Here is a 25,250-nt window from a genome sequence, read left to right as displayed (position 1 = left end):
GCGGTGACGCGATCCCGCGCCTCCCTTCCCGGTTGCGATCGTCGCGGCCGGCGCGCAGCCTTGCCCAAAGCCGCGCCAGCGGCAGAGGAGGAAACCATGCTCATCACGCGCCGCATCGCCCTGGCCGCACCCGCGCTGCTCGCCGCCCTTCCCGCTCGCGCGCAGGGCGGTTTCCCAACTCGGCCCGTGCGCATCATCGTCCCCTACACACCCGGCGGCGTCTCCGACATTACCGCGCGGCTCATCGCGGAGCCGCTCGCCGCCCAGTGGGGTCAGCCCGTGCCTGTCGAGAACCGCGCCGGCGCCGACGGCATCATCGGGACGGAGGTGGTCGCGAAATCGGCGCCGGATGGGCAGACCCTCGCCCTCGTCTCGGTCGGCCATCCGGTGAACGCCGCCTTCTACCGCCTGCCCTACGATACGATGCGCGACTTCTCCTTCGTGACGCTAACGACGAGGACGCCGCTGGTGCTCTGCGCGGGGAAGGGATTCGGTCCCTCCACCGCGGCCGAGCTCGTGGCCTACGCCAAGGCCAATCCCGCGGGCCACGTCACCTTCGCCGGCACCGGGGGCGTCGTGCGCCTGGCGCCCGTGCTCTTCGCGCAGCGCGCGGGGGTGGAAATGACCTATGTTCCCTATCGCGGCTCCACCCAGGCGCATCCCGACCTCATGGCCGGCCGGGTGGACATCATGTTCGACACGGTGCCCGCCGCGCTGGGCCACATCCAGTCCGGCGCCTTCAAGGCCCTGGCCACCACCGGCGCCGCCCGCGCCCCGCAACTGCCGGACGTGCCCACCCTGACCGAAGCCTTCATGCCGGGCTACGAGGCCACCACCTGGGGCATGGTAATCGGTCCCGCCAACATCCCGGCGCCAACCCTCGCCAAGCTCTCGGCGGATTGCGGCGCGGCCGTCATGCGGCCCGAGATCGCGGCACGCCACGCGGCGCTCGGCGCCGAGGTCGTGCGCTCCACGCCCGAGGAAACGCGCCGCTTCGTCGAGGCCGAGCTGGAGAAATGGGGCGATGCCGCCCGCCGCGCCGGCATCCAGCCGCAGGCCGCGGGCTGAGCCATGCCCGGCCTTCCGCCGTCCGTGGCGCGTGCTAGCCTCGCGGGAAACGGGAGGAATCACGCAACATGGCGCGCAAGCTGCGCTGGCTAACCGGCCTGCCCACCGCCCTTCTCGGAATCGCCCTCATGACCGGCTCGGCCAGTGCGCAATCCCTGTCGCGAGAGGTCGTCACGACCCTCGCCCCCACCGGCACGCTGCGGGCGGCCATCAACTTCGGCAACACCGTGCTCGCCCAGCCCGACCCGGCCACGGGCGCCCCGCGCGGCGTCTCGGCCGAGCTCGCGACCGAGCTTGCCCGGCGGTTGGGCGTGCCCGTCACCTTCCTCACCTTCGACGGCGCGGGGAAGGTGACAGATGCCGGGAAGGAGGGCGCCTGGGACGTCGCCTTCCTGGCCCGCGACCCCGTGCGCGCCCAGGGAATCCTCTTCACCGCGCCCTATGTGGTGATCGAGGGAACCTACATGGTCAGCAACGCCTCCTCCCTGCAGGCGGTGGAGGAGCTGGACCGCCCGGGGACGCGGATCGCGGTCGGCCGGGGCAGCGCTTACGACCTCTATCTCACCCGCGCGCTGCGCCAGGCCGAGCTGGTCCGCGCGGCCAGTTCCGCCGAGGCGATCGACACCTTTCTGCGCGACCGGCTCGAGGCCGCCGCGGGCGTCAAGCAGCCGCTGGTGGAATACGCGCGGAACCACCCGGCAGTGCGCGTCATTCCCGGCCGCTTCATGGTGATCGAGCAGGCGGTCGGCATTCCCGCGGGCCGCGACGCCGGCCTGCCCTTCGTCCGCGCCCTCGTGGAGGAGATGAAGGCCTCTGGCTTCGTCGCCCACGCCCTGGCCTCCAGCGGGCAGGGCGACGCGGCGGTCGCGCCGGCGGCGGACTAGCCCGGCCAGGGCACGCCCCGCCCAGCACCTCCTGCATCGGCGTCTGTCGGGAGGGCGTCGTTCAGCAACAGCATAGCCATCCCGTGCACCGTTCCCCAGGCACGGAGCGAAGCGGCGAGCGAGTCGGCGACGCCCGATAGAGGGCTGAAGGCCTGCCGCCGTGCCGCCCCAACGCCTCATCCTTCGTCCGCGCGGCGAAGGGCCCTTACGCCGCCGCCCGGCCCGGGCCAGGATCGCGCCATGCGAGCCTTCCCCTTCGTCACCGTCGACGTCTTCACCGACCGCCGCTTCGGCGGGAACCCACTGGCCGTCCTCCCCGACGCACGGGGCCTCTCGGATGACGAGATGCAGGCCCTGGCCGCCGAGTTCAACCTCAGCGAGACCACCTTCGTCCTGCCGCCCGAGGATCCCGCGAACACCGCGCGTGTCCGGATCTTCAACCGCACCGCCGAGATGCCCTTCGCCGGGCACCCGAATGTCGGCACGGGTTTCGTCCTCGCGGATCGCGCCGTGGGCGGGGTGCTGCGTTTCGAGCAGATCGCGGGCCTGGTGGAGGTACGCATGACGCCCGACGGGAACGGCGCAACCATCACGGCGCCGCAGGTCCTGAAGGTTGGCGCCACCCTGCCCGCCGCCCTCGCCGCGGCCTGCGCCGGGATCGGCGCGGAGGAGGTCGTTCTTGCCCAGCACGAGCCCACTCTCGCTTCCGACGGCGGCAACCACCGTCTGCTGGTGGAGGTGACGCCTACGGGGCTCGCCGCCGCCTCGCCCGACACGGCCGCGTTCCGCCGCGCCCTGGCCGAGCACCCGGCCGCGCTCGGGAGGCACCTGTCCCTCTATCTCTACTGCCGGGACGGCAGCGCCACCCGCGCCCGGATGTTCTCCCCCCTGGCCGGCACGCCGGAGGACCCGGCCACCGGCAGCGCCGCGACACCGCTCGCCGGCTTCCTGCTGCACCTTTCGGGTGCCGACGCCGCCGCACTGGACATCATGCAGGGCGTGGAGATGGGCCGACCGAGCCTTCTGCAGACCACCGCCCGACGGACCCCGGAGGGCATCCGGGCAACAGTCGGCGGCGGCTGCGTTCCGGTGCTGCGGGGGGAGGTGATGCTGTGAGAGCGCGCGGCAACGCGCCGGGCGCGGCACGGGATCAGGATTTCTGAACCGTCGGAAAGAGGCTTGCTGAGATGCTTGCGCCCTCGCCCTCCACCATCTCCAGCACGGTAGCGGCCTTGATGCCCCTCGCCCGCAGTTCCCGGATGGCCAACGCACCGTCCCGCTTCGCCAGTCTCCGCCCATCTGCCCCCAGCATCAGTGGATGATGGCGGTAGGCCGGCGCGGGCCAGTCCATGAGCGCCTGCAGAAGGCGGTGCAGGTCCGTCGCCGGTCTCAGGTCCTCCCCGCGCGTCACCAGCGTCACGCATTGGCGCGCGTCGTCATGCGTCACGCAGAGGTGGTAGGAAGCGGGCGCGTCCTTCCGCGCCAGCACCACGTCCCCGAAGCGGGCAGGGTCACAGCGGATGGGCCCCTCCCCCACCTCCTCGAAGTAGAGCGGCCCTTCGACCGAGGCGAGGGCCGCCACAACGTCTAGCCGCAGCGCGTAGGGATCACCCGCCGCGATCCGCGCCACCCGTATCGCGCCCGAGAGGCGCCGGCAGGTGCCAGGATAGGGCGGCCCTTCCGGCCCGTGCGGCGCCGCGCCTATCGCCGCCGCCTCGCGCGTGATTTCGGCCCGCGTGCAGAAACAGGGGTAGAGGAGACCGCGCGCCGAGAGGCTGTCCAGCACCGCCCGATAATCCGGGAAGTGCCCGGACTGAACGCGCACCGGCCCGTCCCAGTCCAGGCCGAGCCAGGTCAGGTCCCCCAGGATGGCCGCGGTGTATTCCGGCCGGCAACGGGTGCGGTCGATGTCCTCGATCCTCAGCAGGAAGCGCCCGCCCACCTCCCGCGCCGCGCGCCACGCAATGAGGGCGGAGCGGGCATGGCCGAGATGCAGGAAGCCCGTCGGGCTCGGCGCGAAGCGGGTGGTCGTCAGCTGGGAGAGCGGGGGGGTTGCTGCCATCGCGCCGGCCGGGTTAGCGGGACGGGACAGACAGGGGAAGCAGGATGGCTGATCTCGACGGACCGCGTTGGGGCCCCGCCTCCAAGGAGAAGCCGCGGCAGATCGTCTTCCTGCTACACGGGCTTGGCGCGGATGGGAACGACCTGATCGACCTCGCGCCCGGCTGGTCCCGGGCCGTCCCGGACGCGCTGTTCATCTCCCCCCACGCCCCCAACCCCTATCAGGGCGCACCCTTTGGCCGGCAGTGGTTCGACCTGACGGACCGCGACCCCGCGCGGATGGAGGCGGGCCTGCGTGCCGTGTTCCCGGCGGTGGACGCGATGATCGCCCGCGAGTGCGCCGCCGCGGGCCTGCCTGAGACCCATGTCATGCTGATGGGCTTCAGCCAGGGCGCCATGACCGCCCTTTTCTGCGGTCTGCGCCGCGCGACACCGCCCGCGGCCATCCTCGCCTATTCAGGCATCCTGGTTGCGCCGGAGTCGCTCGGCGCGGAGATCCGCGGGCGGCCGCCGGTCCTGTTGGTGCATGGCGAGGTGGACGAGGTGGTGCCGGTCGCCGGCAGTCGCGCGGCGGAGCGGGAGTTGCGCGACGCCGGCGTGCCCGTCGAGTCCGTCTATTCACCGCGACTCGGCCATGGAATCGACGAGGCGGGCATGGCAGCCGGCGCGCTCTTTCTCCAGCGCGCCGCGGCGGGACTGCCGCCGGCCTGAAGGCGTGACGGTCCCGTGAAGCCGTCGGCGGGTGAGTTGCACCCCCTGCGGACGCCTGCCATCCTGCCACTGTACGGGGCGGCGCCACTTGATCTGGGGCCCGACCGCCCGGTGGAGCCCCAGCGCTTGTGAAGCCGCGCCCCCGGCAGGGAGCAGCGCGTGCCAGACGGAACCCAGCTCGGCGACAGTATCAGTGACTTGCCCGCCTTCGGTGCCCTGGGGGCCCCCGCCGGGACTTCCCCCGGTGGGCGCAACTATCCAGCCCTGGTGCTGAACGCGGATTTCCGCCCGCTCTCCTACTTTCCGCTCTCCATCTGGTCCTGGCAGGATGCCGTGAAGGCGGTCTTCCTGGATCGGGTCTCGGTGCTCAACGAGTACGAGACGGAAGTCCACTCCACCAGCCTGACGATGCGCCTGCCGAGCGTAATCGCGCTGAAGGAATACATCCCCGCCGCGCGTCGCCCGGCCTTCACGCGCTTCAACGTCTTCTTGCGGGACCGATTCGCCTGCCAGTACTGCGGGGCCGACCGCCCTGCCCCTGACCTCACCTTCGACCACGTGATCCCGCGCAGCCGTGGCGGGCGCACCACCTGGGAAAATGTTGTCGCAGCCTGCGGGCCGTGCAACCTCCGCAAGGGTTCCAAGCTGCCGCGGGAGATCGGCATGCATCCTCGGATGCCGCCCCGCCAGCCCACCTCCTGGGAGTTGCAGGAGAACGGGCGCGGCTTTCCGCCGAATCACCTGCACGAGAGCTGGCGCGACTACCTTTACTGGGACAGCGAGTTGGAGAGCTGACGAATAGGCCGCGCCGCACCCGGCACGCTGCCCGATGGACCGGATGCTCTTCCTCCTGTGGCGCCTGTGGCGGCGCCCGCCGTCGCGCGGCGCGCTTCTCGTGATGATGGCCGCTCTCGCGCTCTCGCTCGGTCTCGTGGCGGTGGAGCGGGTGGTCGGCTGGCCAAGCTGGCTACGGGTCGAGCGCGCGCCGATGCCGCGCCTGCCGCATCCCTGAGCCCTGCGCTTCCTATCCGCCGTGCCGGGTCTCGGCTAGGAATTGCGAATGCTGCCCAGGGCTCTCCCGCTCCTCGTCGCAATCGCACCTCTCCTCGGCGCCTGTGCCGTGCCTGCCACCTCTGGCCTGACCACCGAGGGGGCCTTCGCCCGCTTGCCGCAGGAGATCAGCGGCTTCCGCAGGACCCAGCCGGATGACAGCTACGGCCCTGGCCTGATCGCCCGATTCGCTCATCCGAACCGCGCCTCGGTTTCCGTCCATGCCCTGCCCCCGACCCGCCGCCCCAGCGCCCGCGACGGGGAGGACGGGCCAGAGGTGAGTGCCGCCGTGGAGGTCTTCGCCCGCGCCACCGTGGTCGATGCCGCCTCCCGACGAGAGGACGCCACCTTCCGCCATTTCGGCGCCCGCGTGGCCGAGTCCGGCCCTTCCGCCCGCTGCCTTGACGTGCATCTGCGGGGCGAAGTTCCCCGCCGCCAGCTCGGCTGCGCCACCATGCTCGACCGCCGCGTCTTCGTGGTGACCCTGGTGGCGCCGGAGACGGTCGAGCCGCGGCACGGCGCCCGCGATCCTCTGCTGGCGCTGACGATGCGACTGCTCGTTGCCCTCTCCGGCCATCCGCCCGAACCGGAGCGGGCCGAGGCGGCACCGACGGTCGAGTTGCCGCTTCCCCTCCCGGGCGCGAAGCCACCCGGGCCGCCTCGCCAGGCCGCACCGCGCGCGCCAGCGCCCGCGCCACCCCTCGGCCTCGGCCCGGCCTTTCGGACCTGACGCGCCGCGGCGGCCGGGATCAGATACGCTCGCTTACCTTGATCGCGACCTTGCAGCCGGCCTTGATGACGCGGGAGAGCAGCTTGTAGGCCGGCGCGAGTTCCGCCTCGTTCTCGAGGCCGATGTCGCGGTGCTCCAGTTCCTCCTGCCGGAAGCGCTCGATCTTCTCGCGAAGCGGCGCCTCGTCGTCGCCGAGCGTCGCGTGCTGGGCGGCATAGTGCTCGTCGATCGCCTCCTCCACGGCCACCGTGCAGGCCATGGCCCCGCGATGGCCGATGAGGGCGGTCGCGGCGCCAAGGGCGAAGCCGGCGACGTGCCAGATGGGCAGCAGCGCCGTCGGCCGCACGCGCCGCTCGCCGATCAGGCCGGCAAAGGTGTCGAGATGAACCTGCTCCTGCGCCTTCATGTGCTCCAGCACCGGGCCGTACTTCGTGCGGCCGAGCACGGCGAGCTGGCCCTCATAGATCCGCTTCGCGCCGTACTCGCCGGCGTGGTCCACGCGGATGGTGCGCGCCACGTAGTCGCGCGGCGTCGGGTCGCCTGGCAGGCGGTCTTCCAGCGTCGCGCGCCGCGCGCGCCCTAGCAGTGCCGAGCGTCCCGCGCGCCCTTCGGCAGCCCCATCCCTCGCATCGCTCATCGCTGTGCTCCTCTCCGCGACCAAGTAAGCGCGAGGGCGCCCAGGGCAAGCGCGTAGAGAAGGTTCATCGCGGCCATCGAGACCGGCAGGCCGGGGATGAGGTAGGCGGCGGCGTCGCAGGGCTTGGCCGGTCGGGCCGCCAGGCTGCGCATGAGGTCGTCCACCGACATCGTGGCGCCCGCGGTCGGCGCGGCGCAGGAGGGCAGCGGGCTTGGCCACCATCCCTGCTCCACCCCGACATGCAGCGCGGCGATCGCGCCGGAGACGAGCACTGCCAGCCCCGCCAGCGCCAGCAGGGGCCGGGACCGCATGCCGGCCGCGAGCGCCGCCAGCACCACCGCCAGCCAGTAGGGCCAGCGCTGCCAGAGGCAGAGGGCGCAGGGCGCCATCTCCAGGAAGCGCTCGGAGGCAAGAGCCGCGAGCGGCGCCGCGGCGGCCAGCAGGGCAACGGCCACCGCGTGTTGCCGGGTCGTCGGCCCGGTGCTCATCTGTCCCGTGTTCATCTCGGCGCTCATCAGGGCAGGCTGGCGCCCGGCCCCGCGCCGGGCAAGTCCCGCCGGACGCATGGCGGGACACCGGCCAAGGGAGAGGTCCAGGCATGCGAACCACAGTCAGCCGGGCGGCGGACGCCACCTACGATGCCGGGTTGCGAGGCTTCTTCGCCTATCGCGACCTGGGCGCGCGGGAGGCGACCGGCGGCGGCCACGCAGCCCATATCATTCGCGCCGTGCCGGGAGAGGGCCCGAAGCCCGCCTGGCATACCCACGAACTCGGCTTCCAGCTCGTCCTCGTGCTCCAGGGCTGGGTCCGGTTCGAGTACGAGGACATCGGCGAGGTGCTGCTCGAGCGCGGCGACAGCGTGGTCCAGCCCCCCGGCATCCGCCACCGCGAGGTCGCGCATTCCGACGACCTGGAGATGCTGGAGGTCACCTCTCCTGCCGCCTTCCGGACCGCCGAAGCCGAGGCACCCCAAGGTTGAGCGGATCCCCGCTGGACGAGACGGGGCGGCCCGTGGCATCAGCGCCCCTGGCTGCAAACGCTGCGGGTGTGGCGGAACGGTAGACGCGACGGACTCAAAATCCGTTTCCGGCAACGGAGTGTCGGTTCGAGCCCGACCACCCGCACCAGGGCGCCCACGAGCCTGGGCGGCACAACCCTGAAGGGCCAGGAACGACGCCTTTGCCGGGCTTGAAACCCAAGCCCGCCAGGAGCCTTCCTGCTACCAATGCACCGCCAATCCGATAATGCGAAGCCAGGGCAGCTTCCTCGTGCTGCGCCGTCAAGCTGGCGGCTGACCACCCCACAGCTCCGTTCATGCTGAACTTCCTCTCTGGCGGAGGAAGGCTGGGCGCCCTGATCCGCGGCTTCGACTGGGCGGCGAACCCGCTCGGGCCGCCGGAGAGGTGGCCAGCCTCGCTGAAGACCCTCGTCGGCGTGATGCTCGGGTCCGGCCACGCGATGTTCGTCGCCTGGGGGCCGCAGAGGGTCATGCTTTACAACGACGGCTACGCGGAAATCCTCGGGGCCAAGCACCCTTCCGCGCTCGGTGCGCGCTTCATGGAGGTCTGGAAAGAGGTCGCGGACGAACTCGTTCCGTTGGTCGAGCAGGTCGAAGCCGGCTGCCCGGTCCAGATGGACGACATCAGCCTCGTCCTGCAGCGCAACGGCTACCCGGAGGAGGCGCATTTCGCCTTCTCCTATACCCCTGTCCGGGGCGAGAGCGACGAGGTCGATGGCTTCTTCTGCCCGGTCATGGAGACCACCCGGCAGGTGCTCTCGGTACGCGCCCTGCGCGACAGCGAGGCCTTGGCCCACCAGATCTTCGACAGCGTGACGGACCACGCGATCATCGTCACGGACACCGAAGGGCGGATCACCCGCTGGAACGAGGGGGCCCGGCGTGCCTTCGGATGGACCGAGGGGGAGATGCTCGGCCATCCCGCCAACCGCATCCTCACGCCCGAAGACCTGGATGGCGGCCGTCTGACGGCCGAGCGGCAGGAAGCGCTCGAGAAGGGTTATTCCCCCGACGAACGCTGGCACATGCGCGCGACCGGCGAGCGCTTCTGGGCCAGCGGTGAGATGACGCCGCTGCGCGACGACTCGGGCGCGCCGGTCGGTTTCGTGAAGGTGCTGCGCGACCGCACGGCCCAGCGCGAGGCCGAGCGGGCGCTCGCGCTCAGCGAGGCACGCCTGCGCGAAGGGGCGGAGGCGGTCCCGGGGTTCGTCTGGACGGCAAATCCCGATGGCCGGATCGAGTACAGCAGCCAGCGCTGGTTCGAGTACTCGGGCAGCAGCCGCACCGCCCTCCGCCGGCACGGCTGGCAGGCCTTCGTCCATTCCGAGGACCTTCCGCGCGTGAACGCGCGCTGGTCCGAGAGCCTTGCGACAGGCGCGCCCTACGAGGTCGAGTGCCGCCTCCGGAGGGCCGACGGCGCCTACCGGTGGTGGCTCGCCCGCGCGCAGCCCGTGCGGGGCGAGAACGGCACGGTGCATCGCTGGATCGGCGTCTGCAGTGACATCCAGGAGATCGTCGAAGCGAGGGAGACGCTTTCCCGCTCGCGCGAGGATCTGGAGGCACGCGTGGCCGAGCGCACGCGCGACCGCGACCGCATGTGGCGGCTCTCGACGGACATCATGCTCGTCGCCCGCTTCGACGGCCGCATCGAGGCAGTGAATCCCGCATGGACCTCGATGCTCGGCTGGGCAGAGGAGGACTTGCTAGGCCACGACTTCATGAGCCTCGTGCATCCCGAGGATATAGAGGCCACGTGCGCGGAAGCCGCCAAGCTGGCCGAGGGCCTGACCACGCTGCGCTTCCAGAACCGCTATCGCCAGAAGGACGGCTCTTACCGCTGGATCTCCTGGACGGCCGTGCCGGACGAGAGCTTCATCCACGCGGTCGGCCGCGACATCCAGGCCGAGAAGGAGGCGGCGGAGGCGTTGCAGGCAACCGAGGCCGCGCTTCGCCAGGCACAGAAGATGGAGGCGGTCGGCCAGCTCACCGGCGGCATTGCGCACGACTTCAACAACCTGCTCACTGGCGTGATCGGCAGCCTCGACCTTATGCAGCGGCGCATCGCCGCCGGCCGCACCGAGGAAGCTGGGCGCTACGTCGCGGCCGCCATCGCCTCGGCGAACCGGGCGGCGGCTCTCACCCACCGGCTCCTCGCCTTCTCGCGACGCCAGCCGCTAGCCCCGAAGCCGGTGGACGCGAACGTGCTCGTGACCTCGATGGAGGACCTGCTGCGCCGGACCATCGGCGAGAGCATCCGCCTCCGGATCGTGACCGCCCAGGGGCTCTGGCCCACTCTGTGCGACCCGCACCAGCTCGAGAGCGCCGTCCTCAACCTTTCGATCAACGCGCGGGACGCCATGCCCGACGGCGGCCGCCTGACGATCGAGACGGCGAACACCCGCATCGGGGCCGCGCCGCCCGACCAGCCCTCGGATGCCTGGGACGAGGCGGAGCGCGGGATCCTGCCCGGCGACTACATCGTCATCCATGTCTCGGACACCGGCGTGGGGATGGATGCCGACACCGTGGAGCGCGCCTTCGAGCCCTTCTTCACCACGAAGCCCATCGGCCAGGGCACCGGCCTCGGCCTCTCGATGGTCTACGGCTTCGCCCGCCAGTCGGAGGGGCACGCAAGGATCGTCTCGGCGCCCGGTCGCGGCACGACGGTCAGCCTCCTTCTTCCACGCGGCCCCGGTGAGACTGACGAGGAGGAGGACGCGCCCGCCCCCGCCGCGGCCGCGCGCCAGGCGGAGAGCGGCGAGGTGGTGCTGGTGGTCGAGGACGAGGCCGTGGTGCGCGACCTCGTCGTGGAGGTGCTGTCGGGCCTAGGCTACCGCGCCGTCCAGGCGGCGGACGGGCCCGCGGGGCTCCACATCCTCGAATCCCGCGCACGGATCGACCTTCTCGTGACCGATGTCGGCTTGCCGGGGCTAAACGGCCGCCAGTTGGCCGATGCGGCGCGCCGCCACCGCCCGGGGCTCAAGGTGCTGTTCATGACGGGCTATGCGGAGAACGCGACGAGCAACGGTGGCTTCCTCGATCCAGGCATGGAACTGATCACCAAGCCCTTCGAGATCGAGGCCCTGGCAGCCCGTGTCCGCGCGATGATCGGATAGCGCTTTGCAAATCCGCGCGGCCTGGCCGAGGCTCGGCGCCAGCGACCAGGAGAGGAATGAGCATGCCCGCCGAGCCGACGCGCCGCATCCTGCTCGCGACGAGCCTCGCCCTGCCGGCCTTGCGGGGCACTGGGGTGCATGCGCAGGCTTCCGGCCCAATCACCGTCGCCTCCAAGCTCGACACGGAGGGAGCGCTGCTCGGGCAGATGATGGCCATCGCTCTCGAGGCGCGGGGCGTGGCCGTTCGCGCCCGGCTCCAGCTCGGCCCAACCCGCATCCTTCGCCAGGCGCTTCTGGCGGGGGAGGTGGACCTCTATCCCGAATACACCGGCAATGGCGCCTTCTTCTTCCAGCAGGAGGACGACCCCGCCTGGAAGCGCGCCGACACCGCCTATGAACGCGTGAAGGAGCTGGACGGAGCGCGCAACGACATCGCCTGGCTGCGCCCCGCGCCCGCCAACAACACCTGGGCGATCGCCGTGCGGGGCGATCTCGCCGGCCGGGCAGGATTGCGCAGCCTGGAGGACCTGGCCCGCTATCTCACGGGTGGCGGCACCTTCAAGCTCGCGGCCTCCGCCGAGTTCGTGGAGAGCCCTGCCGCCCTGCCCGCCTTCCAGCGCGCCTATGGCTTCACCCTCTCCTCCTCGCAGCTGCTCGTGCTGCCGGGTGGCGACACGGCGGTCACCATGCGTGCCGCCGGGGAGGGGCTGAACGGGGTGAACGCGGCCATGGTCTATGGCACGGACGGCGCCATCTCCGCCCTCTCCTTGCGCGTGCTGGAGGACACCAAGGGCGCGCAGATCGTCTATCAGCCCGCCCCCTGCGCGCGCGGCGAGGTGGCCCGGCGACTGCCTGAATTGCAGGCCTGGCTGGGGCCGGCCTTTGCCGGCCTGACGCTCGAGCGGCTGCAGGCGTTGAACGCCGCGATCGTGGTGGAGGGCCGGCCGTTGCGCGACGTCGCCCGCGAGCACCTGCGCAGCGTCGGGCAGACCGGCTGAGCCCGCAGGTGCCGCGCGCAGCCAGCGCAAGATCCCAACGCGCCGCTGGCGTGACGGCCCTGGTTCCCCTCGCCCTGGCGGCAGCTCTGCTTCCCCCGCTGCTCGGCTGGATCTCGGTCGCGCCCAACCGGCTCGTATCACCGCGTGCGGCTGCTTTGCCGGGCAGCTTGCCGGTGCTTGCCGCCGCGGGGCTCTATTATCTCTCCCTCCTCGGGATGTTGCTTTCCGCCTGGCGTCCGCGGCTTTCCTGGCTGCCCGAGGCCGCGGCAATCCTGGCTATCCTCTCTCTCGCCGCCACGGTCGGCCTCGGCACGGCGGCCGCCCTGCCCGCCGGCAGCACCGTGGCGCGCGCCGCGCCCGCCGCGGGCGCCTGGCTTTCCCTGCTCGTCCTCTCCCTCGCCCTTGCCGCAGCGGCGGTGATTCGGGGCGGGGCGCCGGCGCTTCCGCTCCTCGTCGGCCTTCTCGGCCTCGCCGTGCTCGGCGCGGCCGGGGGGCTCGACTCCCTTTCCCTCGTGCGCGAGGCCGCCGGCCGCGCGGCCGAACTGCGCGACGCCCTCGCGGGACATGTCGCGCTCTCCCTCGCCGCGCTCCTCCTCGCGCTGATCCTGGCCGTTCCCTTCTCGGCCCTCGCCCTGGGTCGTCCGCGCCTGGAGGCAGCCTTCCTCACCGCCGCCTCCAGCATTCAAGTGATCCCCTCCATCGCCCTCTTCGGACTGTTGATCGCGCCGCTCGCTGCCCTCGCCTCGGCGTTTCCGGCGCTACGGGAGCTCGGCCTGGGCGGCATCGGCCCTGCCCCCGCCATTCTCGGTATCGCGGCCTACCTCGTCCTGCCGCTCGCCCGGGGGATCCTCTCCGGCCTGCGCGTTGCCCCGGCGGATCTGGTGGAGGCCGCCCGTGGCCAGGGTCTTTCCCCGGCCGGGGTTCTCTGGGGCCTTCGCGTGCCGCTCGGGGCGGGCGTCATGCTCGGGGCGCTGCGCTTGGCGGCGGTGCAGGCTGTGGGGCTGGCCACGCTAGCCGCCCTGGTCGGCGGCGGCGGGCTCGGCACGTTGGTCTTCCAAGGGATCGGCCAACTGGCGACGGACCTTATCCTACTGGGCGTGCTCCCGGTCCTGGCCCTCTCGCTGGCCGTGGATGCCGGCCTCGCCCTGCTCGCCCGGCTGGTGCCTGCATGATCCGCTTCGAAGGCGTGTCGCACCAGTACGGTACTCTCGAAGCCCTGCGCGGCGTCAGCTTCGAGGTGCCGGCGGGGGCCCTCTGCGTGCTGCTGGGCGAGAGCGGCTCGGGCAAGTCCACCCTGCTGCGGACGGTCAACAGGCTGATCGAGCCCACGGCCGGACGCGTCCTCCTCGATGGGCGCGACGTGGCGGGCATCGACCCCCAGGCGCTTCGGCGCGGCATTGGCTACGTGATCCAGTCGGTCGGCCTCTTTCCTCATCGCAGCGTGGCCGGGAACGTGGCGACGGTCCCTCGCCTGCTCGGCTGGGACCGCGCGCGCGTAGAGCCGCGGGTGAACGCCTTGCTGGAGATGGTCGGTCTCGACCCCGGCACCTATCGCGACCGGCGCCCGGCGACGCTCTCGGGCGGGCAGGCGCAGCGGGTTGGCCTCGCCCGCGCCCTGGCGGCCGACCCGCCCGTCCTGCTGATGGACGAGCCCTTCTCGGCGCTGGACCCGGGCACGCGGCGGGGACTTCAGACGGCCCTCCGGCGCATCCATGCGGAGACCGGCAAGACGATTCTGCTCGTCACCCACGACCTGGAGGAAGCTCTCGTCCTGGCCGACCGGATCGCGGTGATGGCGGAGGGGCGGCTGGTCGCCGAGGGTCCGCCCGCCGAGGTGCTCGGCCCGGGCGCGCCAGAGGCGGTGCGGCGGATGGTGCGGACCGGCGCCCTGGTCCTTCACCGGCTCGCTGCCCTGCCCGCAGCCGGTGCGGCCGAGAATGGTCCGGCGCCCGGCTCCCCCGGCCTGCCGGCCGGCGCCACGCTGGAGGACGCCCTCCTGCTCATGCTCGCCCATGGCACCGACAGCGTGGCCCTGGAGGGCGCGCCGCCGCGCCACCTGACCATGACCGCGATCCTCCGCGCCTCCGCCCCGTGAGGGGCGCGCGCGCCGCCCGCCTCGCCGCCGAGGCCCTGGCCTTCCTGGCCGCCCTTCTCGCCGCCCCGCGGGCCGAGGCGCTCTGGCACGCCCTCTTCCCCGAGGTCGCGCGGCCGACCTTCCAGCAGGACTCCTGGTTCCTGCTCCTCGGCTGGCACCTCGTCCTCTCGCTCGGCGCCGTGGGGCTGGCGGCCGTCATCGGCATCCCCGCCGGCATCCTCGCCACGCGCCCGGCGGGACGGCGGATGCGGCCGCTGCTGGACGCGATATTCTCCCTTGCCCAGGGCATACCGCCGGTCGCGGCCGTCGCGCTGGCCCTGCCGCTGCTCGGCTTCGGGGCGGCGCCCACGCTGCTCGCCCTCGTCCTCTACGCGGCCCTGCCGGTTCTGCGCGCCACGGTGTCCGGCCTCGACTCAGTCCCGGCCGGCGCGCTCGAGGCGGCGCGGGGCCTGGGCTTCTCGCCCTGGCAGCGCCTGCGGGACGTGGAACTGCCGCTCGCCCGGCCGGTGCTGCTGGTGGGGATGCGGCTCGCGCTCACCCTCTCCGTCGCAACGACTGCGGTCGGGGCTGTTGCGGGCGCGCGCTGCCTCGGCACGCCTATCGTGACCGGCCTGGCTAACGCCAACCCCTCCTATGTCCTGCAGGGCGCGATCTTCACCGCCTGGCTCGCCCTGTTGCTAGACCGAGCGCTCGGGCTGCTCGGCGCACCCAGTCCTGAAGCCTCAAGCTCCCCAGGCAGCGGCGGGGCGCAGCCCTGACCCACCAGGGCCGGTCGGCCCGCCCCTGGACTTTCCACCCCATTCCGGTCCATCACCCGCGCCGATCATCCGGGACCCCGCCCAGCGCCCTGCGCAGCGGGGCCCGCGCCCGACCAGGAACCGCCCCATGGCTGCCGAGACCACCCCTTCTCCTGGCCCGACCTTCGACAAGGTGGCCGAGATCATCGCGGAGAACAGCGAGGTTGCGCGTGACAGCATCACGCCGGACAGCCATGTCACCGAGGATCTCGGCATCGACAGCCTCGACTTCCTCGACATCGTCTTCGCGATCGACAAGGCCTTTGGCATCAAGGTGCCGGTGGAGAAGTGGACGCAGGAGGTGAATGCCGGCGAGAAGCCCGCGGACCACTACTTCGTCATGAAGAACCTCGCGGCCCGCATCGACGAGCTGGTCGCCGCCAAGGCGGCCTGAGGCGCGGATGCGCCTCGAATACTTCCAGATGATCGACCGGGTGGTGTCGCTGGACGGCGACGCCATCGTGGTCGAGAGCCGCGTGCCCGAGGCCTCCCCGGTCTTCGAGGGCCATTTCCCCGGCCATCCTCTGGTTCCCGGCGTGCTGCTGGTGGAAACCATGGCGCAGGCCAGCGGCTGGCTCATTCTCGGCCGCAACAACTTCGAGCGCATGCCCTTCCTGATGACGGTGAAGGAGGCAAAGTTCCGCTCCTTCGTCGGCCCGGACGCGCCGCTCGACGTCACCGCTCGCATTAGCCACGAGGGGTCCGGCTACACGGTGACCGAGGCACGGCTGACAAGCGCGGGCAAGCGCATCGCGGAGGCCGAGATCCTCCTGCGCTCCATGCCCTTCCCCAATCCGGAATTGGAGGCCGCCATGCGCGCCAACGCCGCGCGGATTGGCCTGCCGGGATACGCCGCATGACGCGCCAGGACGTCGTCATTACCGGAATCGGTCTCGTCACCGCTCTAGGCGAGGGGCCGGAGGCCCATTGGGACGCGCTCTCCGCCGGCACGGCGCCCGTGGTGGACAACGGGACCTATGCGCCCTGGCCCGTGCACCCGCTGCCGCCGCTGACCCTCGACCGGCAGATCCCGAAGAAGGGCGACCAGCGCCAGATGGAGCCCTGGCAGCGCCTGGGCACCTATGCCGCGGGCTTGGCCATCGACGACGCGAACGCGCGCGGGCTGGTGGAGGACATGCACCTGATCGTTGCCGCCGGCGGCGGTGAGCGCGACCTGGCGCTGGACGAGCAGGTGAACGCCGAGTTGGCCGAGGCGAATGACGGCGCGCGGCTGAACGAGATGCTGGCCACCGGCCTGCGGCCCACGCTTTTCCTGGCCCAGCTCTCCAACCTGCTGGCCGGCAACATCTCCATCGTCCACGGCGTGACGGGCTCCTCCCGCACCTTCATGGGCGAGGAGAGCGCCGCCGCCGACGCGCTCCGCATCGCTCATGCCCGTCTCGCCGAAGGGCGGGGCGGCATCGCCCTCGTGGGCGGCGCGATGACGGCCCAGCGCTGGGACTTGCTGCTGCTCTACCGCGGCGAGGACGGGCTCTGGCAGGGCCCGCACAAGCCGCTCTCGGAGCGCGAGCAACCGGGGATGATCCTCGGCGGCATGGCCGGCTTCCTCGTGCTGGAGACGGCCGGGCACGCCCGCGCCCGCGGTGCTCGCGTCCTCGCGCGGCTCGACGGCGTGGCGAGCAATGCCGCCCGCCGGGGGGCGCCCGGCGAGGCCGCCGCCTCCGCCCGCTCCCTCCTGCCGCGGGTGGCACCGGATGGAGTCGATGCGGTGATCTCCGGCGCGACTGGCACGCCCGGCGCCTGGGAGGAGGAGCAGGCCTTCCTGCGGGAGGTCGCCGCCCCCGTCCGCCGCCCGGGCAGCCTCATCGGCCACGGGGTGGAGGGCGCTTTCCCTGCCCATGTGGCCCTGGCCGCCCTGGCCCTTCACCGCGGCGGCTTCTACGCGCCGATGGACCCCGCCGACGCGCCGATGGACCCTGAGGACGCGCCCGGCCGCATCCTGGTGACCGGCTTCGGCCAGTGGCGCGGCGAAGCGCTTGCTGCCCTTTCACGCCCCGATTCCGTCTGAAGGGGGAGTTCTGACCATGCGCGACCATCTCGGCCGTCCGCTCGTCGCCGTCACCGGCATCGGCGCCGTCACCTCCCTCGGCTTTGGTGTCGCCGAGAGCTGGTCGCGCCTGCTGGCGGGCCAATCCGGCATCCGCCGCATCACCCGCTTCCCGACCGATCACCTGCGCACCACCATCGCCGGCTGCGTGGACCTGCCGGAGGAGCACGGCGAGCCCTTCACCAGCCCGGTGCGCGTCGAGCACATGGCCGCCTTTGTGATCGAGGAGGCGATTTCCGAGGCGGGGATCGGCGGCAAGGGGGGCTTCCCCGGCCCGCTCTTCGTCGGCATGCCGCCTGTCGAGGTCGAGTGGCCCGCCCGGTTCGACCTCGCCCGCAAGGGGCACGATCCCTCCTACGCCGCCATGACCGCGACCGCCGCCGGCCGGCACGACATCTACGAGACCTACCTCTACGGCGGCGTCGGGGAGCGCCTGGCCGCCCGCTTCGGCACGCGTGGCGCGCCCATCTCTCTCACTACCGCCTGCGCCACCGGGGCCTCGGCCATCCAGCTCGGCGTCGAGGCCATCCAGCGGGGCGAGGCGGATGCCTGCATCGCCCTCGGCGCGGACGGGTCGGTGCATGCGGAGGCGCTGATCCGCTTCTCGCTTCTCTCGGCGCTTTCCACCCGCAACGACGCGCCGGAGAAGGCCTCCCGCCCCTTTGAGAAGTCGCGCGACGGCTTCGTCATGGCCGAGGGCGCCGCAGCCCTGGTGCTGGAGAACTACGACACGGCCAAGGCACGCGGCGCGCGGATCATCGGCCTCGTCTCCGGCGCGGGGGAGCGCGCGGACAACTTCCACCGCACCCGCTCCAACCCCGATGGCCGCGCCATCGTCGGCGCGATGAAGAACGCGCTGGCCGATGCCGGGCTGGAGCCCGGGGAGATCTCCTACGTCAACGGGCACGGCACCGGCACGCCCGAGAACGACAAGATGGAGAATTTCGGCATGCGCGCGGTGTTCGGGGAGAACGCGCCGCCGATCTCCTCCAACAAGAGCATGATCGGGCACACGCTCTCGGCCGCAGGCGCCCTGGAAGCCGCCTTCTCACTCCTCGCCATCCGCGACCAGCGCCTGCCGCCCACCATCAACCACGACGAGCCGGACCCAAGCGTCACGCTCGACGTGGTACCGAACGTCGCGCGCGATGCGACGGTGCGCCACGTGCTCTCCAACTCCTTTGGCTTCGGTGGGCAGAATGTCTGCCTCGTGCTCTCCGCGGAACCCACCTGATGCGCGCCCTTCGTCTGCACGGCGACCGCGACCTTCGCCTCGAAGACATCCCCGAGCCCCCGCCGCCCGGCCCCGGAGAGGCGCGGCTTCGCATGCACGGCATCGCGTTGAACCACATCGACGTCTGGGGCTGGCGCGGGATGGCCTTCGCCCAGCGCCAGCTTCCCATCTGCGTCGGCGTCGAGGCGGTCGGTGAGATCGTGGCGCTCGGCGAGGGCGTGGAGGGCTGGAAGGTAGGTGACCGCGTCGCGCCTTACGGCGCGCAGACCTGCGGCCATTGCCGCGCCTGCGTCGAGGGGCGCGACAACCTCTGCGAGAACGTCGCGGGCGTCATGGGCTTCCACCTCGACGGCTTCGCGCGGGAATACGTGAACCAGAAGGCGCGGCTGATGGTGCGCGTGCCCGAGGCCGTTTCCAGCAACGACGCCGCCTGCGCGGCCGTCACCTTCTCCACCGTCGAGCACATGCTCTTCGACAACGCGAAGCTGCAGCCTGGCGAGACGATCCTCATCCAGGCCGCGGGCTCAGGCATCGGCACCGTCGCCATCAAGGAGGCGAAGGCGCTCGGCTGTACCGTCATCGCGACGGCCGGCGACGACGAGAAATGCGCCAAGGCGAAAGAGCTCGGCGCCGACCACGTCGTGAACTACAGCGAGAAGAACTTCGCCTCCGTCGCCCGCCGCCTGACCAACAAGGCCGGCGTGGACGTGGTCTTCGAGCATGTCGGCGCCACCACCTGGGCAGGCTCCCTCCTCGCGTTGAAGATGGGCGGGCGGCTCGTCACCTGCGGCAGCACCTCGGGCGTCTCAGCCGAGACGAACCTGATGATGATCTTCCAGCGCCAGCTCCGCATATTCGGCTCCTTCGGCGCCTCCATGCGCAACGTCGCGGACGGGCTGGCGAAGATGGCCGGCGGCATGTCCCCCGTGCTCGACTGCGTCATTCCGCTCGAGAACTTCGCCGAAGGCCTCGACCGGCTGGAGAGCCGCCGCGTCTTCGGCAAGATCGTGGTGACGATCTAGCCATGGCCCGCGGCGGAGGCCCGGCCGACGCCGCCCTGGCGGCCCTGACCAAGCTCGGCTTCGCCGTGCCCCGCGCGCTCGGCCCCGACCTCGCGCCCCGCGTCGGCGCGGCCGTGGCCCGCCGCCTAGGCCCCTTCACCTCGGCCCACCGCATCGCGATGGACAACATCCGGGCGGCCTTTCCGGAGAAGGACGCGGCCTGGCACCGGCGGATCGCCGACGAGGCCTGGGACAATCTCGGCCGTGTCGCCTGCGAGTACGTCCATATCGACCGCATCTGGGACCTGACCGAGGCGCGCGACCCCGCCGGCCGCATCCAGGTGGACGACGCGACCTATGCTCGCTTCGCCGAGTTGCGGGAGAGCGGCGGCCCCGTCCTCATCTTCGCCGCCCATCTCGCGAACTGGGAATTGCCGGCCGTCGCGGCCGCCCGCCATGGGCTCGACGCCGCCGTGCTCTACCGCACGCCGAACAGCCGCCCGATCGCGGAGGCAATCCTCGCGCTGCGGCAGAACGCCATGGGGGAGCTGATTCCAGCCGGACTGATGGCGCCCACGAAGCTGGCCAAGGCCCTCCAGCGCCGCGCCGTGGTCGGCATGGTGGTGGACCAGCGCTTCGGCCGCGGCCCACGCATCGATTTTCTCGGCCGCCCCGCTCAGGCGAACCCGCTGCTGGCCAACCTTGCCCGGCGCTTCGACTGCCCCGTGCGCGGCGCCCGCGCGATCCGCCTGGAGGGCAGCCGCTTCCGCCTTGAGCTGACCGATCCCATTCCCATGCCGCGGGATGCCGAGGGGCTGATCGACGTGCCGGCGGCCACGCAGGTGATCAACGATGTCATCGCTAGCTGGGTGCGGGAGCACCCGGGGCAGTGGCTCTGGATGCACCGCCGCTGGCGCTGAGGGGCTTTTCCTGCTTCCTTCAGTGAGGCGCCAGCGGCCAGAAATACGCGATCAACGGCACGCCAGCCCCCAGCATCAGGATCGAGAGCGGCAATCCCAGCCGCGCGTAGTCACCGAAGCGGTACCCGCCCGGCCCCATCACCAGCGTGTTGCACTGGTGCCCAATCGGCGTGAGGAAGTCGCTCGCGGCCCCCAGTGCTACCGCCATCAGGAAAGGATCGGGGTTCAGCCCCAGCTTGCCCGCCAGGGTCGCCGCGATCGGTCCCATTACCAGCACGGTCGCTGCGTTGTTCAGGAAGGGCGTGACCGCCATGGCCAGGACCATGGTCACGGCGAGCGCCGCCATTCCAGGCAGGCCCTGCACCACACCGGTCAGCCAGCCAGCCAGCAGGTCCGTTCCGCCAGTGTGCTGGATGGCACCGCTTACCGGGATGAGCGCCGCCAGCAGGACAACCACTGGCCAATCCACCGCCTCATAGGCCTCCCGCGTCGTCATCACACGCAGGACGAGCAGGGCGACCACGGCCCCGAAAAAGGCGACCGCGATCGGCACTGCCCCGATCGCCACCAGCGCCATCGCCACGGCCAGGACCCCGAGCGGGATCCAGGAACGCCGCCCCTTACCTAGCGCCATCTCGCGCTCGGCCAGCGGCAGCACGCGCAACTCCCCCAGGCGGTCCGGCATGGCGGCGGCGAGGCCTCGCAGCAGCACCACGTCCCCTGCCCGCAGCCGCAGGTGGGACAGGCTGCTCCGGATCTGCTGCTCGCCGCGACGGCTGACCGCCAGCAGGGACATGCCGTGCCGGGTGCGGAGCGTCACCGCGGCCGGGGTGCGGCCGACCAGCGGACTGTCGCCGGTGATCACCCCCTCCATCACGCGCTGGTCGTCCTCCTCAGTCTCCGGATCGTCTGGCGGCGACTTGTCCTCGGCCAGGGTCAGCCCGGCGCGGGCGACCAATTGCTCCAGTTCCTCGGGCTCGCCCCGCAATAGAACCGTCTCGCCCGCGGTCAGGCGCCTGTCCTGCTGGGGCGGATCGGCGGGAAACGAATTGGCCACCGCTCCGTGAGGGCGGGCCGGGGCCTTCCCCTCCTGAGCCATCTCCGGTGCCAGGATGCCGGAGACGCGCACCTCTCCCTCCGCCAGAGCCTCCAGCCCCGCCACCGTCATGCCCACGGCCTCGCCACCCTCCGGCACGCGCGCCTCTAGCGTGTAGCTGCCGATGTTGAAGGCCGCCCCCATCGAGGCCGTGCCGCGCCGCCCTCCCGGCAACAGCCGCCAGCCGACGGAAAGGAAGAGCAGCGCCACCGCGCAGACTCCGAGCCCAACGGGCGTGTAATCGAACATGCCGAAGGCGGTGCCGGTCAGCTCCTGCCGAACGCGGGACATGATGATGTTGGGCGCCGTGCCCACCAGCGTGACCACGCCGCCGACCATGGCCGCCGCTGCCATCGGCATCAGCATCGCCGCCACCGGCGTGCCCGTGCGCCGCGCGAGTTGGAGCGCGACCGGCATCATGATCGCCAGCGCGCCGACATTCTTGGTGATCATCGAGAGCAGCATGGTTACCGCGACGAGCACCGGCACCTGCATGGAAGCCGTGCGCAGCCTCGGCGTCACCGGGCGCATGATCGTCTCCACGGCCCCCGACTTTGCGACGGCTGAGCTGATCACGAGCGCCGCGGCGACGATCAGCACCACGTCGTCGGAAAACCCTTCGAAAGCTTTGTTCGCGGGAACGACGCCGATGAGGACGCCGGCGAGCAGCGCACCCAGCGCCACGGCGTCGTAAGCAAACCGCCCCCAAAGAAAGAAGCCGATGGTCGCCGCCATCAGCGCGAAGGCCAGTCCTTGGTCAAGTGTCATGAAGCCTCTGCCGCGACACCCGACGCCCGGCGATTCCCGCCCGGCTTCTCCCCATCGGCTTCGCCGCCATCAGAAGGCACGCGGGGTCCGCGGGTTGCGGCCCCGCGCGAATCAGCTCGCCCCGGCCCGCAGCATCCCGATAATCCCGGAGAAGTCCGTCTCAGCGCCTCCCTTTCCCACGAAGCGCCGGTATAACTCCAGCGCCTGGGCACCCATCGGCGTCTCCACCCCGGTTTCCTCAGCCGCCTGCTGCGCGAGGCCGAGATCCTTCAACATCAGCGCCGCGGCGAAACCCGGGCGATAGTCCCGGTTCGCGGGGCTTGCCGGAACCGGGCCCGGCACAGGGCAGTAGGTGGTCAGCGACCAGCACTGGCCGGAGGACTTGGAGGCGACCTCGAACAATGCCTCATGCGAGAGGCCGAGTTTCTCCGCGAGGATGAAGGCCTCGCAAGTTCCGATCATGCTGATGGCAAGCAGCATGTTGTTGCAGGCTTTCGCCGCCTGCCCGGCTCCCGCTTCGCCGCAGTGGACCACCGTACGCCCCATGGCACGGAACAGCGGCTCTGCACGGGCAAACCCCGCCGCGGGTCCACCAACCATGAAGGTGAGGGTCGCCGCCTCCGCCCCCATGACACCGCCCGACACCGGCGCGTCCAGGAAGGGCTGGTTCGCCCCGGCCGCTACCTCCCGGGCGGTGGCGACATCAATGGTGGAGCAATCGATCAGCACCGCCCCTTCCGGCGCGGCGGCAGCCAGACCTCCCTCCCCCAGCCAGGCATCGCGCACATGCCTGCCGGCCGGCAGCATAGTGACAACGAACTCCGCGTCCCGCGCCGCCTCCGTGCCCGATGCTGCGTGCGCGGTCCCCTCAGCGCGCGCCATTGCCTCTGCCGAGAGGTCGTAGACGGAGACCTGATGGCCGGCGCGGGCGAGGCTACGTGCCATCGGCGCGCCCATATTGCCCAGCCCTACGAAGCCGATCCTGGCCAAAGCTTCCTCCTTATCCGTTGCCGGGAAGGCTAGGCCGGGCCCAGGTCCGGGTCCACCTCAGGCCGCCTGGCGAGTTCCGTCGACGAGCGTCACCGGCAGCACGAGCGGCGAGTCGAAGGCAAGACCCGTACCCTGCTTGCCGCCATCAAAGACCACCCTGCCCTGGGCCGCGATGCCGTGACGCGCCAGGCGCAGTTCCACGCGCGTACCGGCGCAAGATCCGAGCAGCCGGTCACTCGCGCCCCCTCCTCGGAGATATCGACCAGACGAGCCTCCTGAAGCCCCGTGCCACTCAACACCTCGCACGCTTCGTCCACGGAGTGGCGCTGGCGCGTGCGCCGCTCGGCTTCGGCCACCGATGTGCGGACGGCCTGCACCAGCCTCTGTCGGGAACGGCCCGCCTGCTGCGCAAGCTCGTCCGAGCCGACACGCAGACGCCCCGCCTTCTCGCTCGCCTCGCCGGCGATCTGCAGCACACCCCCCATCGCCTCCGTCACTGCCTGCGCGGCAGCGGCTGCGTCGGAGACGGAGCGGCTGATCTCCTGCGTGGCCTCGCTCTGCTGCTCCATCGCGGAAGCGATTGCGGCGGACACCTCGTCGATCTGCCCGGCCTTGCCGCCGATCCGCGCCACAGCCCCCACCGTGTCGGTCGTCGCCTGCTGAATCTGCGCGATCTGCTTGCAGATCTCCTCCGTCGCCTTCTCGGTCTGGCCGGCGAGCTTCTTCACCTCGCCGGCGACCACCGCGAAGCTACGGCCGGACTCGCCCGCCCGTGCGGCCTCGATCGTGGCGTTCAGTGCGAGCAGATGGCTTTGGCTCGCGATGTCCGCGATCAGAGAGGTGATGTGGCTGACCTGCTCAACCTCGGTGCGCAGATGGCTGATCGCCCGCTACGCAACGTCGCTTTCCTCGACCGCGGAGCGCGTGGTCTCGTTCGCCTCGTTGACCCGAAGCGTGATCCCGTTGATCGAGACGGCCAGTTCCTCAGAGGCGGCGGCCATGGTCTGGGCGCTGGCCAGCGCGTTCCCGGCCGCACGGGCAGTGGTCCCGGCGTGCAGTCCAACGGCCTCCACTGCATCGGCCATGGTCGTGGCGTCGCTGGTCATCCCGAGTGTGGTCGTCATCACCTCCTCAGCGGTCTCGTGCGCCGCGCCCTCGACCTTGTCGGCCATCTCGCGCAGCGCGCCGACGCGCGTTTGCAGCGCCTCGCGCTCACGCTGGATGCGGACTTCCTCGACATAGGTGAGTCTCGCGCGCAGGCCGCGCATGAAGCCGCCCACGGCGCGAAGCTCAGGGACGGAAGCGTCCTCGATGGCATTGCGAAGGTCGCCTCGCGCCAGTGCGGCGAACTGTGCGTCGATCTGGCGGAAGGCCCGCCTGATCCTGACGACGGACAGGCCAGCGTGGATGCAGACCAGCAGCACGACGAACAGCAACCCGCCTGCCCGCAGGGTGAAGTCCACCCCATACGCTGCTGCCTGGAGGTTCGCCACGATGGCCGCGAAGAGCACGGCCATATCGATAACCAGGCTGGCGGCGATGCCGCGCGTTGCCTGCATCGCGCCGCACCGGGCCAGCGCTGACGATCGTGCCGCCGGAAACCCTGATCTTGCTGCCTCGCCCCTCTCTGATGGGTGCATAGGCGGCCTCCGCAGTCTCAACCTCAGCCCGGGAGGGGCGGCTGCGGATCGAGATGAAGCCTTCCACGGCCCCGTCCTGGACCACCAGCGTGACGTTCGCCCGCACCCAGTAGAAGTCGCCGGACTTGGTCCGGTTCTTCACGAGGACTTCCCAAGGCATGCCGCACCGCACCGTCGTCCAGAGGTCGGGAAATGCAGCCTGCGGCATGTGCGGGTGCCGAACGAGGTTGTGAGGCGCGCCGATCAGCTCCTCCTGCGTGAGGCCACTGACCTCCACGAAGGCATTGTTGACGAAGGTGATGCGTCCGTTGACGTCTGTTTGAGAGACAAGGAACATGCCGTCTGGAAGTGGCACCTCTTTTGTTGTG

General features: G+C 71.3%; 26 protein-coding genes, 1 tRNA gene and 1 pseudogene. 20 read left to right on the top strand and 8 right to left on the bottom strand.

Annotated features, from left to right (window positions below):
• Nucleotides 1-96 precede the first annotated feature (96 nt).
• From BO39_RS17035 to BO39_RS17025, 3 genes are all read left to right on the top strand, one after another.
• Nucleotides 97-1,068, top strand: coding sequence for a tripartite tricarboxylate transporter substrate binding protein (locus tag BO39_RS17035; protein WP_043835546.1), 972 nt, complete (start codon nucleotides 97-99; stop codon nucleotides 1,066-1,068).
• Between the two features lie 68 nt (nucleotides 1,069-1,136).
• A complete protein-coding gene (locus tag BO39_RS17030) occupies nucleotides 1,137-1,952 on the top strand; it encodes an ABC transporter substrate-binding protein (protein WP_084698195.1) in 816 nt (271 codons plus the stop codon).
• Nucleotides 1,953-2,192: 240 nt separating this feature from the next.
• Nucleotides 2,193-3,068, top strand: coding sequence for a PhzF family phenazine biosynthesis protein (locus BO39_RS17025; protein WP_043835544.1), 876 nt, complete (start codon nucleotides 2,193-2,195; stop codon nucleotides 3,066-3,068).
• Nucleotides 3,069-3,102: 34 nt separating this feature from the next.
• On the opposite strand, the gene gluQRS is transcribed toward BO39_RS17025, so the two are convergent.
• Complete coding sequence (gene gluQRS, locus BO39_RS17020) at nucleotides 3,103-4,014, bottom strand: tRNA glutamyl-Q(34) synthetase GluQRS (RefSeq protein WP_052402223.1); 912 nt, start codon at nucleotides 4,012-4,014, stop codon at nucleotides 3,103-3,105.
• A gap of 44 nt (nucleotides 4,015-4,058) precedes the next feature.
• Between gluQRS and BO39_RS17015 the strand changes: the two genes are divergently transcribed.
• The 4 genes from BO39_RS17015 to BO39_RS17000 all read left to right on the top strand — a co-directional run bounded on the left by BO39_RS17015 (nucleotide 4,059) and on the right by BO39_RS17000 (nucleotide 6,504).
• Entirely contained in the window at nucleotides 4,059-4,724 is a 666-nt protein-coding gene (locus BO39_RS17015) for an alpha/beta hydrolase (protein WP_043835542.1), read from the top strand.
• A 216-nt stretch (nucleotides 4,725-4,940) separates the two neighbouring features.
• The gene (locus tag BO39_RS17010; protein ID WP_052402238.1) at nucleotides 4,941-5,519 is read left to right on the top strand and encodes an HNH endonuclease; all 579 of its coding nucleotides are present in this window, start codon (nucleotides 4,941-4,943) and stop codon (nucleotides 5,517-5,519) included.
• 34 nt (nucleotides 5,520-5,553) lie between these two features.
• Nucleotides 5,554-5,736, top strand: a complete 183-nt coding sequence (locus BO39_RS17005) for a hypothetical protein (protein WP_043835539.1) — start codon at nucleotides 5,554-5,556, stop codon at nucleotides 5,734-5,736.
• Nucleotides 5,737-5,784: 48 nt separating this feature from the next.
• The gene (locus tag BO39_RS17000; protein ID WP_043835537.1) at nucleotides 5,785-6,504 is read left to right on the top strand and encodes a hypothetical protein; all 720 of its coding nucleotides are present in this window, start codon (nucleotides 5,785-5,787) and stop codon (nucleotides 6,502-6,504) included.
• 19 nt (nucleotides 6,505-6,523) lie between these two features.
• On the opposite strand, the gene BO39_RS16995 is transcribed toward BO39_RS17000, so the two are convergent.
• Nucleotides 6,524-7,141, bottom strand: coding sequence for a demethoxyubiquinone hydroxylase family protein (locus tag BO39_RS16995; RefSeq protein ID WP_084698194.1), 618 nt, complete (start codon nucleotides 7,139-7,141; stop codon nucleotides 6,524-6,526).
• On the bottom strand, nucleotides 7,138-7,656 hold the full coding sequence (locus tag BO39_RS16990) for a disulfide bond formation protein B (protein ID WP_245615224.1): 519 nt from the start codon (nucleotides 7,654-7,656) through the stop codon (nucleotides 7,138-7,140). Before BO39_RS16990 ends, BO39_RS16995 begins: the two co-directional genes overlap by 4 nt.
• An 83-nt stretch (nucleotides 7,657-7,739) precedes the next feature.
• On the opposite strand from BO39_RS16990, the gene BO39_RS16985 reads away from it, so the two are divergent.
• The 13 genes from BO39_RS16985 (at nucleotide 7,740) to BO39_RS16925 (ending at nucleotide 20,388) form a co-directional block, all read left to right on the top strand.
• Nucleotides 7,740-8,120, top strand: coding sequence for a cupin domain-containing protein (locus BO39_RS16985; protein WP_043835535.1), 381 nt, complete (start codon nucleotides 7,740-7,742; stop codon nucleotides 8,118-8,120).
• A gap of 62 nt (nucleotides 8,121-8,182) precedes the next feature.
• Nucleotides 8,183-8,268 (top strand) — tRNA-Leu (locus BO39_RS16980).
• Nucleotides 8,269-8,455: 187 nt separating this feature from the next.
• Complete coding sequence (locus tag BO39_RS16975) at nucleotides 8,456-11,275, top strand: PAS domain S-box protein (protein WP_043835532.1); 2,820 nt, start codon at nucleotides 8,456-8,458, stop codon at nucleotides 11,273-11,275.
• A gap of 62 nt (nucleotides 11,276-11,337) precedes the next feature.
• Entirely contained in the window at nucleotides 11,338-12,273 is a 936-nt protein-coding gene (osmF, locus tag BO39_RS16970) for a glycine betaine ABC transporter substrate-binding protein OsmF (RefSeq protein WP_043835669.1), read from the top strand.
• 50 nt (nucleotides 12,274-12,323) lie between these two features.
• Nucleotides 12,324-13,445, top strand: coding sequence for an ABC transporter permease (locus BO39_RS16965; RefSeq protein ID WP_043835530.1), 1,122 nt, complete (start codon nucleotides 12,324-12,326; stop codon nucleotides 13,443-13,445).
• Nucleotides 13,442-14,368: an ABC transporter ATP-binding protein gene (locus BO39_RS32655; RefSeq protein WP_043835527.1), complete on the top strand. Its 927-nt coding sequence runs from the start codon at nucleotides 13,442-13,444 to the stop codon at nucleotides 14,366-14,368. Before BO39_RS16965 ends, BO39_RS32655 begins: the two co-directional genes overlap by 4 nt.
• Complete coding sequence (locus BO39_RS32650) at nucleotides 14,365-15,126, top strand: ABC transporter permease (protein WP_052402222.1); 762 nt, start codon at nucleotides 14,365-14,367, stop codon at nucleotides 15,124-15,126. The genes BO39_RS32655 and BO39_RS32650 overlap by 4 nt, the downstream gene beginning before the upstream one ends.
• Before the next feature lie 127 nt (nucleotides 15,127-15,253).
• Entirely contained in the window at nucleotides 15,254-15,559 is a 306-nt protein-coding gene (locus BO39_RS16950) for an acyl carrier protein (RefSeq protein WP_043835525.1), read from the top strand.
• 7 nt (nucleotides 15,560-15,566) lie between these two features.
• The gene (locus BO39_RS16945) at nucleotides 15,567-16,025 is read left to right on the top strand and encodes a 3-hydroxyacyl-ACP dehydratase FabZ family protein (protein WP_043835522.1); all 459 of its coding nucleotides are present in this window, start codon (nucleotides 15,567-15,569) and stop codon (nucleotides 16,023-16,025) included.
• The gene (locus BO39_RS16940) at nucleotides 16,022-17,194 is read left to right on the top strand and encodes a beta-ketoacyl-ACP synthase (protein ID WP_043835520.1); all 1,173 of its coding nucleotides are present in this window, start codon (nucleotides 16,022-16,024) and stop codon (nucleotides 17,192-17,194) included. The genes BO39_RS16945 and BO39_RS16940 overlap by 4 nt, the downstream gene beginning before the upstream one ends.
• Before the next feature lie 16 nt (nucleotides 17,195-17,210).
• A complete protein-coding gene (locus tag BO39_RS16935) occupies nucleotides 17,211-18,467 on the top strand; it encodes a beta-ketoacyl-ACP synthase (protein WP_043835518.1) in 1,257 nt (418 codons plus the stop codon).
• Nucleotides 18,467-19,489, top strand: a complete 1,023-nt coding sequence (locus BO39_RS16930; protein ID WP_043835516.1) for a zinc-binding dehydrogenase — start codon at nucleotides 18,467-18,469, stop codon at nucleotides 19,487-19,489. The genes BO39_RS16935 and BO39_RS16930 overlap by 1 nt, the downstream gene beginning before the upstream one ends.
• A gap of 2 nt (nucleotides 19,490-19,491) precedes the next feature.
• Nucleotides 19,492-20,388 carry a lipid A biosynthesis lauroyl acyltransferase gene (locus BO39_RS16925; RefSeq protein ID WP_052402221.1) on the top strand — a complete coding sequence of 299 codons (897 nt, stop codon included), beginning with the start codon at nucleotides 19,492-19,494 and terminating at the stop codon, nucleotides 20,386-20,388.
• Nucleotides 20,389-20,407: 19 nt separating this feature from the next.
• Here BO39_RS16925 and BO39_RS16920 read toward each other — a convergent pair whose 3' ends face one another.
• The 5 genes and pseudogenes from BO39_RS16920 to BO39_RS34465 all read right to left on the bottom strand — a co-directional run.
• On the bottom strand, nucleotides 20,408-22,252 hold the full coding sequence (locus tag BO39_RS16920) for an SLC13 family permease (RefSeq protein WP_043835513.1): 1,845 nt from the start codon (nucleotides 22,250-22,252) through the stop codon (nucleotides 20,408-20,410).
• Nucleotides 22,253-22,363: 111 nt separating this feature from the next.
• The gene (gene mmsB / locus BO39_RS16915) at nucleotides 22,364-23,242 is read right to left on the bottom strand and encodes a 3-hydroxyisobutyrate dehydrogenase (RefSeq protein ID WP_043835511.1); all 879 of its coding nucleotides are present in this window, start codon (nucleotides 23,240-23,242) and stop codon (nucleotides 22,364-22,366) included.
• A gap of 89 nt (nucleotides 23,243-23,331) precedes the next feature.
• On the bottom strand, nucleotides 23,332-24,117 hold the full coding sequence (locus BO39_RS30080) for a methyl-accepting chemotaxis protein (protein ID WP_281175562.1): 786 nt from the start codon (nucleotides 24,115-24,117) through the stop codon (nucleotides 23,332-23,334).
• Between the two features lie 15 nt (nucleotides 24,118-24,132).
• On the bottom strand, nucleotides 24,133-24,801 hold the full coding sequence (locus tag BO39_RS34470; protein ID WP_052402219.1) for a hypothetical protein: 669 nt from the start codon (nucleotides 24,799-24,801) through the stop codon (nucleotides 24,133-24,135).
• A 139-nt stretch (nucleotides 24,802-24,940) separates the two neighbouring features.
• Nucleotides 24,941-25,219, bottom strand: a pseudogene (locus BO39_RS34465) (PAS domain-containing protein); the annotation flags it as partial.
• Nucleotides 25,220-25,250 lie beyond the last annotated feature (31 nt).

The organism is Roseomonas aerilata DSM 19363 (genome assembly GCF_000711725.1).
Lineage (GTDB): Bacteria > Pseudomonadota > Alphaproteobacteria > Acetobacterales > Acetobacteraceae > Roseomonas > Roseomonas aerilata.
Note: the sequence above shows the minus strand (reverse complement) of the source record. Positions and strands in the feature narration are given on the sequence as shown.